Annotated in this window: 12 protein-coding genes and 2 pseudogenes; 8 read left to right on the plus strand and 6 right to left on the minus strand. The window is 62.4% G+C overall.

Annotated features, from left to right (window positions below):
- Positions 1–26 precede the first annotated feature (26 nt).
- On the minus strand, positions 27–1,166 hold the full coding sequence (locus DXK50_RS06350) for an acyl-CoA dehydrogenase family protein (RefSeq protein ID WP_212629722.1): 1,140 nt from the start codon (positions 1,164–1,166) through the stop codon (positions 27–29).
- Between the two features lie 165 nt (positions 1,167–1,331).
- Between DXK50_RS06350 and DXK50_RS06355 the strand changes: the two genes are divergently transcribed.
- The 3 genes and pseudogenes from DXK50_RS06355 to DXK50_RS25355 form a co-directional block, all read left to right on the plus strand.
- On the plus strand, positions 1,332–2,330 hold the full coding sequence (locus DXK50_RS06355) for an AraC family transcriptional regulator (RefSeq protein ID WP_212629723.1): 999 nt from the start codon (positions 1,332–1,334) through the stop codon (positions 2,328–2,330).
- A gap of 203 nt (positions 2,331–2,533) precedes the next feature.
- A pseudogene (locus DXK50_RS25350) lies at positions 2,534–3,163 on the plus strand (PAS domain-containing protein); the annotation flags it as partial.
- A gap of 150 nt (positions 3,164–3,313) precedes the next feature.
- Positions 3,314–3,745 (plus strand): annotated as a pseudogene (locus tag DXK50_RS25355) (methyl-accepting chemotaxis protein); the annotation flags it as partial.
- 173 nt (positions 3,746–3,918) lie between these two features.
- On the opposite strand, the gene DXK50_RS06365 reads toward DXK50_RS25355, so the two are convergent.
- The 4 genes from DXK50_RS06365 to DXK50_RS06380 all read right to left on the minus strand — a co-directional run bounded on the left by DXK50_RS06365 (position 3,919) and on the right by DXK50_RS06380 (position 7,935).
- Positions 3,919–5,301 (minus strand): ATP-binding protein, encoded by a 1,383-nt coding sequence (locus DXK50_RS06365; RefSeq protein WP_161866966.1) that lies wholly within the window; start codon positions 5,299–5,301, stop codon positions 3,919–3,921.
- Positions 5,298–5,975: a response regulator transcription factor gene (locus DXK50_RS06370; RefSeq protein WP_161866967.1), complete on the minus strand. Its 678-nt coding sequence runs from the start codon at positions 5,973–5,975 to the stop codon at positions 5,298–5,300. Before DXK50_RS06370 ends, DXK50_RS06365 begins: the two co-directional genes overlap by 4 nt.
- Positions 5,976–6,044: 69 nt before the next feature.
- The gene (locus DXK50_RS06375; RefSeq protein ID WP_161866968.1) at positions 6,045–6,650 is read right to left on the minus strand and encodes an outer membrane beta-barrel protein; all 606 of its coding nucleotides are present in this window, start codon (positions 6,648–6,650) and stop codon (positions 6,045–6,047) included.
- Between the two features lie 112 nt (positions 6,651–6,762).
- A complete protein-coding gene (locus DXK50_RS06380) occupies positions 6,763–7,935 on the minus strand; it encodes an MFS transporter (protein WP_161866969.1) in 1,173 nt (390 codons plus the stop codon).
- Between the two features lie 236 nt (positions 7,936–8,171).
- On the opposite strand from DXK50_RS06380, the gene napE reads away from it, so the two are divergent.
- From napE to DXK50_RS06405, 5 genes are read left to right on the plus strand one after another with little or no spacing between them, the layout of a single operon-like run.
- Entirely contained in the window at positions 8,172–8,339 is a 168-nt protein-coding gene (napE, locus tag DXK50_RS06385) for a periplasmic nitrate reductase, NapE protein (protein ID WP_161866970.1), read from the plus strand.
- A gap of 27 nt (positions 8,340–8,366) precedes the next feature.
- Positions 8,367–8,627, plus strand: a complete 261-nt coding sequence (locus DXK50_RS06390) for a chaperone NapD (protein ID WP_161866971.1) — start codon at positions 8,367–8,369, stop codon at positions 8,625–8,627.
- Positions 8,624–11,128 carry a nitrate reductase catalytic subunit NapA gene (gene napA / locus DXK50_RS06395; protein WP_212629725.1) on the plus strand — a complete coding sequence of 835 codons (2,505 nt, stop codon included), beginning with the start codon at positions 8,624–8,626 and terminating at the stop codon, positions 11,126–11,128. The genes DXK50_RS06390 and napA overlap by 4 nt, the downstream gene beginning before the upstream one ends.
- 11 nt (positions 11,129–11,139) lie before the next feature.
- Positions 11,140–11,625 (plus strand): nitrate reductase cytochrome c-type subunit, encoded by a 486-nt coding sequence (locus DXK50_RS06400; protein WP_161866973.1) that lies wholly within the window; start codon positions 11,140–11,142, stop codon positions 11,623–11,625.
- Between the two features lie 9 nt (positions 11,626–11,634).
- On the plus strand, positions 11,635–12,231 hold the full coding sequence (locus DXK50_RS06405; RefSeq protein ID WP_161866974.1) for a cytochrome c3 family protein: 597 nt from the start codon (positions 11,635–11,637) through the stop codon (positions 12,229–12,231).
- A 54-nt stretch (positions 12,232–12,285) separates the two neighbouring features.
- Here DXK50_RS06405 and DXK50_RS06410 read toward each other — a convergent pair whose 3' ends face one another.
- Positions 12,286–12,744 carry a TlpA disulfide reductase family protein gene (locus DXK50_RS06410; RefSeq protein WP_212629996.1) on the minus strand — a complete coding sequence of 153 codons (459 nt, stop codon included), beginning with the start codon at positions 12,742–12,744 and terminating at the stop codon, positions 12,286–12,288.
- Between the last annotated feature and the right edge of the window lie 22 nt (positions 12,745–12,766).

The following is a 12,766-nucleotide window of genomic DNA, read 5'->3' on the forward strand; positions in this document are numbered from 1 at the left end:
TATACAGTGATCGTACGTATACCGCCTCATAGTTTCATGCCGCGACTGATGATCTCCTTCATGATCTCCGAGGTGCCGGCAAAGATGCGCTGGATGCGTGCATTCGCGTACATCTTGCAGATCGGGTACTCCCACATGTAGCCCCAGCCGCCATGCAGCTGCACACCCTCGTCCACTACCTTGCCAAGCAGTTCGGTGGTGAACAGCTTGGCCTCGGCGGCCACTTCCGGAGTGAGCTTCCTCTGGTTGTGATCCATCACGCAGCGGTCGGTAAAGACCTGCGCCACGTCGATCTGTGTGCGCATCTCGGCCAGCTTGAAGCGGGTGTTCTGAAAGTGCGCCACAGGGCGGCCGAAGGCCTGGCGTTCTCTGACGTAATCGATGGTGGTCTGCAGGGCCGCCTCGGCGCCGGCCACCGCGCCGCAGGCGTTGGTCAGACGCTCCTGGGCAAGCATGTTCATCAGGTAGAAGAAGCCGCCCTTGGCGTCGCCCAGGAGGTTTTCCTTGGGCACCCTGACGTCATTGAAGAACAGCTCGGCGGTGTCCTGGCTGTGCATGCCGAGTTTCTTCAGTTTCTTGCCGCGCTCGAAACCCGACATGCCGCGCTCGACCAGAAACAGGCCCATGGCGTGCTTGTTGGCCGGGTCGGTCTTGGCCGCGACGATCACCAGATCGGCCAGGTAGCCGTTGGAGATGAACACCTTGGAGCCGTTGAGCAGCCAGTGGTCGCCCTTGTCCACGGCCGTGGTACGCATGCCGGCCAGATCGGAACCGGCGGACGGCTCGGTCATCGCTACGGCAAGGATGGTCTCGCCACGGATGATGCCGGGCAGCCAGCGCGTCTTCTGCTCTGCACTGCCGTACTCGGCGATATAAGGGCCGCACAGGGCCGAGTGCAGCGGGATCATGAAGCCCGGCTCGTTGATCCGCGCCAGCTCCTCGCACATGATCTGCTCGTAGCGAAAATCCTTGAGCCCGGCGCCGCCGTACTCCTCATCCGCCCAGGGCAGCAGAAAACCCATCTCGCCAGCCTTCGCCCACACGCTGCGATCGACCACACCCGCCGCCTCCCACTCCTCCTGATGCGGCACCACCTCCTTGTCCAGAAAGGCCGCGAAAGCGTCGCGGAACAGATTGTGCTCGGTGTCGAAATGGTTGCGTTGCATGGGGCGGTTCCTCCGCTGATTTATTCTGCAACCGAGGTTAAGTGGCGCCCCCTGCCCCCTCAATGACCCATGCGCTCAGCCTGGATTGACCCAATCGCTCGGCCGGCTTGCTCTGCGCTGCGGCCGCTGCCTACCATCGGCGACCCCGACCATGGAAGCCCATGCATGCGCGAACGCACTATCGCCAGCCACTTCGTCCGCGCCGCCCTGCGCGGTGCCGACCGTCGCGGCCTGGCCTGCGAGGCGATTCTGCGTCAGGCCGGCATACAGAGCGCCGTGCTCGTCGAGCCACGTGCGCGCATCGCTCCCGAGCAGTTCGCCCGGCTGATGCAACTGCTATGGGAAGCGCTGGATGATGAATACCTGGGCTTCGGCCGCCAGCCGAGCAAACGCGGCACCTTCGCCATGATGGGCCACGCCATCATCCACTGCCGCAGCCTGGAAAAGGCCCTGAGCCGTGGCGCGATGTTCTACGGCCTGTTTCCCGACGCCCCAGGCATCAGGCTGCAACGCGAAGGCGACTGGGCACGGCTGAGCGTGGACGACAGCACGCTGTGGGATCCGGATCATTTTCTCGTGGAAAGCCTGCTGGTGATCTGGCATCGCCTCGGCAGTTGGCTGATCGGCCAGCGCATCCGCCTGGAAGAGGCCACCTTTGCCTACCCTGAACCCGCGCACGCTGCCGAATATGAACTGCTGTTTCCCTGCAGCCGCCGCTTCGGCGCCGGACACACCAGCCTGCTGTTCCACGCCCGTTACCTGGCCATGCCGCTGCTACAGGACGAACGCACCCTCAAGCAGTTTCTCCAGCACTCCCCCGCCGACCTGCTGGCCCGCCCCGACGGCGGCGACAGCCTGATCAGCCAGATTCGCCGCCTGCTCGGCCGCGACTGCCGCACCTGGCCCGACCTTGAACAGGTCGCCCATCAACTGCACACCAGCCCGCAAACCCTGCGCCGCCATCTGCGCGAAGAAGGCACCAGCTTTCAGGAACTCAAGGACCACCTGCGCCGCGACCTGGCCATCTACCACCTGGGCCGCGACGAACTGGCGATTCAGGACATCGCCGAACAACTCGGTTTTTCCGAGCCATCGGCCTTTCACCGGGCGTTCAAGAAGTGGACGGGGCTGACGCCGGGGGCTTACCGGACGCAGGAAGGCTGACACCGTCGGCCTGCCATATATGGAAACATTTGCATTGGCGCCCAGGTCAGCTATGCCCTAAATATTAAATCGATGACGCCAACTTCCGGCAAAGGCCTGCCACCATGTTCAACACCCGATTGAAGCAAGAGCTCAAGGCTCTGCGCGAAGAGCTGTCGCTGTTCCAGCAGGTGCGCGCCAGCCTCGACGATGAAATGATCGCCATGACCCTCGATCCACAGGGTCGCATCGACAAGGTCAACGCCAACTTCGAGAACGAAATGCACTACCATGCCGAGCAGCTTCGCGGGCGGCCGCTGCTGGATCTGATACCGGAACAGGTGCGCAATCTCGATTTTCATCATCGTGTTCGCCACGCGCTCGAACGCGGCGAGCATCTGGCCGGCATCATTCGCCTCAAGCGCGGTGATGGCGAGGAAGCCTGGCTACGCTCCATCCTGCAGCCAGCGCGTAACAGCGAGGGCCAGATTCAGTTCTTTTCCATCTATGCCAGCGATCTGACACGCACCATCGTCGCGTCACGTGAGCATGAAAACCTGGTCAAAGCGCTGCAGCGTTCGACCGCGGTGATCGAATTCACCCCAAACGGCGAGATTCTCACCGCCAACAAGCCCTTCCTCGACTCCATGGGCTACAACCTGGCACAGATACAGGGCAAGCATCACCGCATGTTCTGTGACCCGGCAGTGGCCAATTCGGCCGAATACCAGCACTTCTGGGATCAGCTGCGGCGCGGCGAATTCGCTGCCGGACGCTTCAAGCGCGTCGATGCCTACGGCCACGAAGTCTGGCTGGAGGCGTCCTACAACCCGGTCACCGACGCCCAGGGCAACCTCTACAAGGTGGTGAAATTCGCCACCATCATCACCGATCAGGTCAATCGTGAGCGCGCCGTGGCCGATGCGGCCAGCATTGCCTTCGAAACCTCGAAAGATACCGACAACAGTGCCAAGAGCGGATCGGCGGTGGTACAGCAGATGCTCGACGCCATGCGTGAACTATCGGCGCGCATGCAGGAGGCCGCGCAAGGCATCGAAGCGCTGGACAAGCAGTCGCAGATCATTGGTTCCATCGTCAAGAACATCAGCAGCATTGCCGACCAGACCAATCTGCTCGCCCTCAATGCCGCCATCGAAGCGGCACGTGCAGGCGAGCAGGGCCGAGGGTTCGCCGTGGTGGCTGACGAGGTTCGCCAGCTGGCCTCCCGCACCAGCGCAGCGACCGAAGAAATTACCCAGGTGGTCGGACAGAACCAGCAGCTGGCCGAGCGCGCGGTTGGCCTGATCGACCGCGGCAGAACCCAGGCCGAGCGCGGCCTGGAGCTTTCAGCCCAGGCTGGCCAGGTGATAGCGGAAATTCAGGACGGTGCCAAGCACGTGGTCAGTGCGGTGGAACGCTTCGCGACACAATTGTAGTGAATGCGCTGGATCGCGGATCGTTCCTACCCTCCGCGTGAGAGCGCCGCTCTTCGACGCTCCGCCTCCAGCAAAAGGCTGCTGCATTTCTAAAACCAGTAGCGACGCAGAGCGTGGCAGGACTGCTAGGACGCAGGCGCGTGGGAACTATCGCATCCCGGCATCGGCACGACTCAGTCGTACAGGCGCACCCTGAAGCAGGCACCGCCCAGCTCCGAGTCCTCCAGGCTCAACTCGCCGTCATAGCTCTCGATGATATCCTCCACCACAGCCAGGCCGATGCCCTGCCCGGGATTCTGTATGTCCAGCCGCTCGCCGCGCTGCAATACCCGCGCACGCTGGTGCTGCGGCACGCCGGGGCCGTCATCTTCGATGGTGAGCAGGCAGCCACCGGCCAGTGGCTGCAACCTGACGCGTACGCGATGCAGGCACAGACGGTAGGCGTTCTCCAGCAGGTTACCGAGCAGCTCCATCAGCGCGCCACGTTCCATGGTGATCTGACTGTTCTCGGGCACTTCCAGCGTCGCTTCGACACGCTTGTCGCGGTAGACCTTGTCCAGCGAGCGGCACAAGCCATCGAGCAGTGGCCAGACCTGCTCGCGATGGCGCACCAGGCCGCTGCGTCTCAGGCTGGCGCGCTGCAGTTGATAGCCGACCTGCTGGCTCATGCGCTCGATCTGCGCCTGCATCAGCTGCGCCTGATCACGATTCTCAGGCTGAACGGCAATGGTTTCACCGATACCCTGGAGCACGCTGAGTGGTGTTTTCAGGCTGTGGGCGAGGTCTTCCAGCGAATCGCGATAACGCTCGCGCTGACGCCGCTCGCTGTCGAGCAGGCGATTGAGGGAGTTGGTCAGGCGCAGCAGCTCACGCGGGTGTTCATCACTCAAACGCTGACGGGTGCCCGCTTCCACGCCATCGAGTTCGTCGCTGAGACCGCGCAGGCTGCGAAAGCCCCAGGTCAGGCCGAACCAGAGCAGGCCCAACAACACCAGCAATGCGATGCCCAGCCACAGCCGCAACTGCCAGGCGAAGCCATTGAACAGCCCCTGGTACTCGCGCGTCGGCTGCATGGTCACTATGCTCAGCGCGGTCTGGTCGCCACGCAACAGATCCACCTCGATGTCATAGACGAAGTATTCCTGGCCATTCTCGTCGCGAATACGCACGAACTCGTGGCCGCGACCATCGTAGCGCGGCAGGTAACGTACCAGCTCGTCGATGGAAGACCGTGAACGCCAGATCAGCTGCCCGTCGCGATCGAAGATGAAGCCCAGCAGGTGTGAGTCGAGGTTGTCGAATTCTTCGTCCGGCATCTTGTCCGGCATGTGCAGCTGGCCGTTGTGAATACGCGCGGCGGAGATCAGCGCGGCAGCGTCGGAAGCCAGACGCTTCTCCACCGTCTGCTCCAGGGCCATAAGAAAGACGCCCTGCAGGACGGGCATCAATAACAACATGAACAACATCGCCAGCGCCGCACTGGCCAGCATCAGGCGCAGGCGCAGGGAGCCGAAGCGAATGCGCAGCTTGCGTATGAAGACGCGCGCGCGCCTCACTTGCAGCGCTCGTTGAACATGTAGCCCTGTCCGCGCACGGTTTCAATCAATTTTCCTCCCAGCACGGCTTCGAGCTTGCGCCGCAGGCGACCGACCAGAACTTCGATGACATTGGGATCACGGTCGTCATCACCCGGGTAGAGCTGCTCCATCAGACGCTCCTTGGCTACGACCTGCTGGTGGTGCAGCATGAGGTACTCGAGGATGCGGTACTCGTAGGCCGTCAATTGCAGGGACTGCTCGTCCACCGAGGCCTGTTTGCGATTGAGGTCCAGCACCAGCGAGCCGGCCTCGATGGTCGATTTGGTGAACCCGGAAGAACGGCGCAGCAAAGCATTGAGGCGCGCCTCCAGCTCTTCGAACTGGAAGGGTTTGACCACGTAATCATCCGCACCGCAGGAAAGCCCCTCGACCTTGTCCTGCCAGTTGCCACGCGCGGTGAGTATCAGGATCGGAAAGTTCTTGTCCTGGCTGCGCAACTGACGGATCAGATCGATACCGCTCATGCCCGGCAAACCAAGATCGACCAGGGCCAGGTCATGATTGAAGGACTCAGCTCGATACAGCGCCTCTTCGGCAGTGCGCACGGCATCCACAACATGCCCGTTTTCACTGAGGCGAGTGAACAGATGATGACGCAGCAGCGCCTCATCCTCCACCACCAGCAATTTCATGGGACGTCCCCCTTTTTTCAGTTATACGAAGGCCGGGCATAAGCCCGGCCTGGTGACGCTATGCCATCATTAGAAGGCGAAGTTGGCACCGAGGTACAGCAGGGAACTGCTATGCAGGTCCAGCGACCCGGCTTTGCCTGCTCCATGCGGCGCCATTTCGGTGCTGGCGTTGGTACGCAGATAACGATAGCCGGCTTCGATCGAGGTATTGCTGTTCAGTTCCTGAAGGATACCGGCCTGCAGGCCTGCAGCAAATCCGATGTCGCTGTCGCGGGAGAAGCCACGGCTCTCCTGCTCGAGCTTGACCAGGCCACCGGTGACACCGCCGAACAGCTTGGTGTTGTTGTCACCCAGCGGTACGAACATGTCGTAGCTGCCGAGCAGATTCTGCTGGCGCAGTTTGTAGCCATTGTGGCTGTCGGAGACGTTCTCGTAGGTCGCGTAGTAGCGGCTATCGGCAGTCTTCTGACCGGCACGGATGCCCCAGGTCCCCTCGCCATTGATCACCTTGTCCAGCTTGGGATTGCCGAGATTGGCATTCAGCGCATTGGACTTCTGGATATTGTTGTCGGTCTGACCCCAGGTCAGGCCGACAAAGTTGTCGTTGGCCTGGGCAGCGGTTGCGCCCAGGGCCAGGCAGGTAGCCAGTGCGATACGGTTCAGGGTGATTTTCATCGAATCGTTCCTCTCGTTGCAGTTTTGATCAACTCGGCAACAAGTCTGCGGGAAGACTACTGAATCCCCGCTGAACCCTCCTTGAACCTGCACTGAACGAGCGACAAACAGCCTAGATACGCCGGACCAGAGCGGCCGCAGCGATGAACAACGAAGCCAGTACACCGAGCAATGCCAGCCATCCGGCATGCTCCCAGACGTAACCGCCGACATAACCCACCAGGCTTGAACCGAGGTAATAGGCACACAGATACAGTGCCGACGCCTGTGCCTTGGCACCCTGTGCATGCGCGCCGACCTGCCCGCTGGCTACCGCGTGGGCGGCGAAGAAGCCCAGCGTAAACAACGCCAGCCCGACCACCGCAGCGCTCAGCCAGGGTGCAGCGCAGAGCGCCACCCCAAGCAGCATGAGCCCGATACCGCCATGCAGCACCTGGCGCGCGCCAAAACGCGGAACCAGTCGTCCGGCCCAACCGGCGCTGAAGATACCCAGTAGATATACAGTGAACAGCAGACCGATCACCGTCGCCGAAAGGTTGAATGGCGCACCGGCCAGGCGAAAGCCCACGTAGTTGAACAACGCAACGAAACCGCCCATCAGCAGGAAGGCCAGAGCGAACAGAACGCGCAGGCGCGGATTGCTCAGGTGCAGGGCGAAGTTGCGCAGCAACCCGCGCAGAGACAGCGGCTGAGCCGTGAAATGCCGGGAGGGTGGCAACAGCCAGAGAAACAGCCCCATCGCCAGCAACCCCAATCCAGCTATTCCACCCAGCGCCCAGGACCAACCGCCGATATCGCTGAGCAGACCAGCCAGCAGTCGCCCCAGCAAGCCACCCAGGGCCGTGCCACCGATATACAAGCCCATGGCAGCCGGCAGCGCTTCGGGATCGAACTCCTCACCGACATAGGCCATGGCCAGCGCCGGCAAACCGCTCAGTGCCAGGCCCAGCAGTGCGCGCAGGATCAGCAGGCTTCCCCACTCCTCCACCAGCGCACTGGCAATTCCCAGCATCGCCGCCAGGCCCAGCGCAGCCGCCATTACCGGCTTGCGCCCCCAGCTTTCCGCCAGCGCACCGGATACCAGCAGGCACAGCGCCAGGCTCAGAGTCGTTAGCGACAGCGCCAGGCTGCTGCTGGCGGCCGACACACGAAAGTGGGCTGCCAGCAGAGGCAGCAACGGCTGTACGCAATAGAGCATGGCGAAGGTAGCGAAACCGGCGCAGAACAGCGCCAGAGTGGCGCGCCGATAACCGGCGCTGCCACGACTGAGATGGGAAGCGGACATAGACTGGATGACTCTCGGAGCATGTTGCGGACAGACAAGAGTTCGACAAGCGAAGTCGATTCGAGCAACGCCTGCCCGCGAATGGAACGAAGAACAAATATTAGCACGCTATCGATAACTCGAGCCTGTACCCGTGCCCTGACCGTTGCGCCTCTCCCTTGATCCAGCTCAAGTGACTTTGCCCTTACCAATGATAGGGTCTAGCCTGAGATACGGAATGCAATGGAGCCGAGCGAATGGACACCACGCCCGAACGCAGAGCCACGAAAGGCAAGGAAACTCGCCTGTTCGTCTTTCTTGTCGTCTGCCTATTCCCCCTCCTGTCCGTGGCGCTGGTCGGCGGCTACGGATTCATCATCTGGTTCACCCAGATGCTCTTCGGGCCACCTGGCCCACCGACCTGACCCCTTTACCCGACGGAGCCACGGAACATGGCCGCCCCCCTGCACATATCCAGCCTGCTGGTCCACGTTAGGCCCGAGCTGCTCGCCGCGGTGAAAGCCAATCTGCGCCAGCTCGAGGGTCTCGAACTGCACCAGGAAAGCCCTGAGGGCAAGCTGGTGGTGGTACTGGAGACCGAGCATGAGCGCCACATTCTCGCGCGTATCGAACAGATCAACGCATTGCCGGGCGTGCTCAACGCAGCCCTGGTCTACCACGAACTCCTCGAGCCAGAAGGAGACTCAAAATGAAGCTTTCCCGCCGTGAATTCGCCAAAGCCAACGCGGCTGCCATCGCCGCAGCGGCGGCCGGCCTGCCCATCGTCAGTACCGCCAGCAACCTGATCACCGAGGCGGACATGACCCGCCTGGAGTGGAACAAGGCGCCCTGCCGCTTCTGCGGCACCGGCTGCAGCGTGATGGTCGCCACCCGCGACAACCGGGTAGTGGCCACCCACGGCGACGTCAAGGCCGAGGTCAACCGCGGCCTGAACTGCGTCAAGGGCTACTTCCTGTCGAAGATCATGTATGGCGTCGACCGCCTCACCCAGCCGCTGCTGCGCATGAAAAACGGTGTTTACGACAAGCAGGGCGAATTCCAGCCGGTGAGCTGGGATCAAGCCTTCGACATCATGGCGCAGAAGATCAAGCAGGCCATCGCCGAGCATGGCCCGGAGGCCATCGGCATGTTCGGCTCCGGCCAGTGGACGGTGTGGGAAGGCTATGCGGCCAACAAGCTGATGAAAGCCGGCTTTCGCAGCAACAACATCGATCCCAACGCGCGCCACTGCATGGCCTCGGCGGTGATGGGCTTCATGCGCACCTTCGGCATGGACGAGCCCATGGGCTGCTACGACGACATCGAGGCCGCCGACGCCTTCGTGCTGTGGGGCTCGAACATGGCAGAAATGCACCCGATCCTCTGGAGCCGGGTCACCGATCGCCGCCTCAGCCACCCGAATACCCGAGTCGCCGTGCTTTCCACCTTCGAGCACCGCAGCTTCGATCTGGCCGATATCCCGCTGGTGTTCAAACCCCAGACCGATCTGCTGATTCTCAACTACATAGCCAACCACATCATCGAGAGCGGCGCGGTGAACGAGGACTTCGTCGGCAAGCACACCAAGTTCGTACGTGGCGCCGACGATATCGGCTATGGCCTGCGCGCCGACAATCCGCTGGAAATGCAGGCCAAGAACGCCGCCAAGGCCAATACCTGGGAGGACATGTCCTTCGAGCAGTTCGCCGCCTTCGTCAAACCCTACACGCTGGAGCGCACCGCCAGGGAAAGCGGCGTCGCGGCGGAGCGCCTCAAAGCCCTGGCCGAGTTGTACGCCGATCCCAAGCGCAAGGTCATGTCGTTCTGGACCATGGGTTTCAACCAGCACACCCGCGGCGTCTGGGCCAACAACCTGATCTACAACATCCATCTGCTGACCGGCAAGATCAGCGAACCGGGCAACAGCCCCTTCTCCCTCACTGGCCAACCGTCGGCCTGCGGCACCGCGCGCGAGGTGGGCACCTTCTCCCACCGCCTGCCCGCCGACATGCTGGTGGCCAATCCCAAGCACCGCGAAACCGCCGAGAAAATCTGGAAGCTGCCGGCCGGCACCATCCAGGAAAAGCCCGGCTTCCACGCCGTGGAGCAGAGCCGCAAGCTCAAGGACGGCGTGCTCAAGGTCTACTGGACCCAGGTCAGCAACAACATGCAGGCCGGCCCCAACGTGATGCAGGAAATTCTCCCCGGCTGGCGCAACCCGCAGGCGTTCGTCATCGTTTCCGACGTTTACCCGACCGTCTCGGCCCAGGCCGCCGACCTGATCCTGCCCAGCGCCATGTGGGTGGAGAAGGAAGGCGCCTACGGCAATGCCGAGCGCCGTACGCAGTTCTGGCATCAATTGGTGAAGGCGCCGGGCGAGGCCAAGTCCGACCTCTGGCAACTGGTGGAGTTTTCCAAGCGCTTCACCACCGATGAGGTCTGGCCCGCCGAACTGCTGGCCAAGGCCCCGGACTACAAGGGCAAGACGCTCTACCAGGTGTTGTTCGCCAATGGCCAGGTCGACCAGTTCCCCAGCGAGCAGATCGAGGCCGGCTACGCCAATGACGAAGCCGGGGCCTTTGGCTTCTACCTGCAAAAGGGGCTGTTCGAGGAATATGCCCAGTTCGGCCGCGGCCATGCCCATGACCTGGCGCCGTTCGACAGCTATCACGCCGCACGCGGCCTGCGCTGGCCGGTGGTCGACGGCCAGGAAACGCGCTGGCGCTATCGCGAGGGCCTCGACCCCTACGTGGAAGAAGGCAGCGGCGTACAGTTCTACGGCTACCCGGACAAACGTGCGCTGATCTTCGCCCTGCCCTACGAGCCGCCAGCCGAGGCACCGGATGACGACTTCCCGTTCTGGCTCAGCACCGGCCGCGTGCTGGAACACTGGCACACCGGCAGCATGACTCAGCGTGTCGAGGAGCTACACGGCGCCGTACCCGATGCCCTGGTCTACATGCACCCGGACGACGCCAAGGCGCTCAAGGCGCGACGCGGCAGCGAGGTCAAGGTGATCAGCCGGCGCGGCGAGATTCGTGCGCGCATCGAAACCCGCGGGCGCAACAAGCCACCACGCGGTCTGGTCTTCGTGCCCTTCTTCGACGCCAATAAACTGATCAACAAGGTCACCCTGGACGCCACCGACCCGATCTCCAAGCAGACCGATTACAAGAAGTGTGCGGTGAAGATCGAACTGGTCAACCTGGCCTGAGGAGAGCCGTCATGAGCCTGCGTTTCCTGCCTCTGCTACTGCTCGCTGCCTTCGGCCTGGCCATCGCCGGCGAGCTCAATTATCCACTCGACGCCCCCGCGCCGGACGGTCGCCGCCCAGGCGGTACCCTCAGCCAGACACTCCCGGCACCGGTGCTGGGCAACGAGGAGAACAAGGATCTGCGCCGCGAGCGCAACTACCCGGAACAACCACCGACCATTCCGCACAGCATTCGCGGCTATCAGGTGGACGCCAACGGCAACAGGTGTCTGACCTGCCACAGCCGGGCCGGCAGCGCCCGCAGCCAGGCGCCGATGATCAGCATCACCCATTACATGGACCGTGACGGCCAGGCCCTGGCGGCGGTTTCACCGCGGCGCTATTTCTGCACCCAGTGCCACGTGACCCAGCAGGAGGTCAAACCTCTGGTGGGCAACAGCTTCCGCAATATCGACCACCTGCTCGAAGACGAAGCAGCCGGCATGGCGAAACCCTGAGGAGGCCCTATGAAGTCATTACTGGCCCTGCTCAAGGAATACTGGGGCATCCTGCGTCGACCGAGCGTGCATTACAGCCTGGGCTTTCTCACCTTGGGCGGTTTCATTGCCGGGATCATCTTCTGGGGCGGCTTCAACACCGCACTGGAGGCGACCAACACCGAACAATTCTGCATTTCCTGCCACGAGATGCGCGACAACGTCTACGTCGAGCTGCAGGACACCATTCACTACAGCAACCGCTCCGGCGTGCGCGCGACCTGCCCGGACTGCCACGTGCCGCACCAGTGGACGGACAAGATCGCACGCAAGATGCAGGCCTCCAAGGAGGTCTGGGGCAAGATCTTCGGCACCATCAACACGCGCGACAAGTTCCTGGAAAAACGCCGCGAGCTGGCAGAGCACGAATGGGCGAGGCTCAAGGCCAACGACTCCCTGGAATGCCGCAACTGCCATAACTTCGACTACATGGATTTCACCAAGCAGAGCCCACGCGCCCGGCAGATGCATTCCAGCGCGCTGGCCAACGGTGAAGCCACCTGTATCGATTGCCACAAGGGCATCGCCCACCACCTGCCAGACATGAGTGGCGTGCCGGGCTGGTAATCAGGAGGGCGCTGCGCACCGGTTTGTGACGGTGCACGGCGCCATTGAGTGAGCTTATTTGCCGCGCAAGCGCTCAAGATGCGCCAGCAAGCCGGCGGCAGTCTGCTCGCCCACCAGCCGTTCACGCAGCTTGCCATCGGCATCGACGATGTAGGTCACCGGCAGTACATCGTTGTGCGGCAACTCGAAACGCGCTGCCGGGTCCTGCGCCAGTACGGTGAAACGGATATCGAAGCTGTCGGCCGCACGCTTGAGGTCATCGCCCTGCAAGGCGTCGAAGTTGACGCCGATCACCCGCGCCGACCGGGTTTTCAGCTCATCTTCCAGCGCATTGAGCTCGGGGATTTCCGTGCGGCATGGCGCACACCATTCGGCCCAATAATTGATGACCAGCCACTGGCCATCGAGGTTGTCAGCCGTTACCTTTCGTCCATGCTGATCAGGGCCGAAATCCTCGGCGCAAGCCGCCAGCAGCAGACCGGCGCAGATTCCCAAAACAGCCTTGCCGACCATCCGGAGCCGTAAGCCCATGTAC

The organism is Pseudomonas sp. KB-10, from assembly GCF_018221585.1.
In the GTDB taxonomy this organism is placed as follows: Bacteria; Pseudomonadota; Gammaproteobacteria; order Pseudomonadales; family Pseudomonadaceae; genus Aquipseudomonas; species Aquipseudomonas yangonensis.

Bases quoted from the DNA above. Each gene is read 5' to 3' on its own strand.
- DXK50_RS06380 (WP_161866969.1), bottom strand. From the start codon at position 7,935: ATGTCCGCTTCCCATCTCAGTCGTGGCAGCGCCGGTTATCGGCGCGCC.
- DXK50_RS06370 (WP_161866967.1), bottom strand. From the start codon at position 5,975: ATGAAATTGCTGGTGGTGGAGGATGAGGCGCTGCTGCGTCATCATCTG.
- napE (WP_161866970.1), top strand. From the start codon at position 8,172: ATGGACACCACGCCCGAACGCAGAGCCACGAAAGGCAAGGAAACTCGC.
- DXK50_RS06355 (WP_212629723.1), top strand. From the start codon at position 1,332: ATGCGCGAACGCACTATCGCCAGCCACTTCGTCCGCGCCGCCCTGCGC.
- DXK50_RS06405 (WP_161866974.1), top strand. From the start codon at position 11,635: ATGAAGTCATTACTGGCCCTGCTCAAGGAATACTGGGGCATCCTGCGT.
- DXK50_RS06400 (WP_161866973.1), top strand. From the start codon at position 11,140: ATGAGCCTGCGTTTCCTGCCTCTGCTACTGCTCGCTGCCTTCGGCCTG.
- DXK50_RS06350 (WP_212629722.1), bottom strand. From the start codon at position 1,166: ATGCAACGCAACCATTTCGACACCGAGCACAATCTGTTCCGCGACGCT.
- napA (WP_212629725.1), top strand. From the start codon at position 8,624: ATGAAGCTTTCCCGCCGTGAATTCGCCAAAGCCAACGCGGCTGCCATC.
- DXK50_RS06410 (WP_212629996.1), bottom strand. From the start codon at position 12,744: ATGGTCGGCAAGGCTGTTTTGGGAATCTGCGCCGGTCTGCTGCTGGCG.
- DXK50_RS06390 (WP_161866971.1), top strand. From the start codon at position 8,367: ATGGCCGCCCCCCTGCACATATCCAGCCTGCTGGTCCACGTTAGGCCC.
- DXK50_RS06375 (WP_161866968.1), bottom strand. From the start codon at position 6,650: ATGAAAATCACCCTGAACCGTATCGCACTGGCTACCTGCCTGGCCCTG.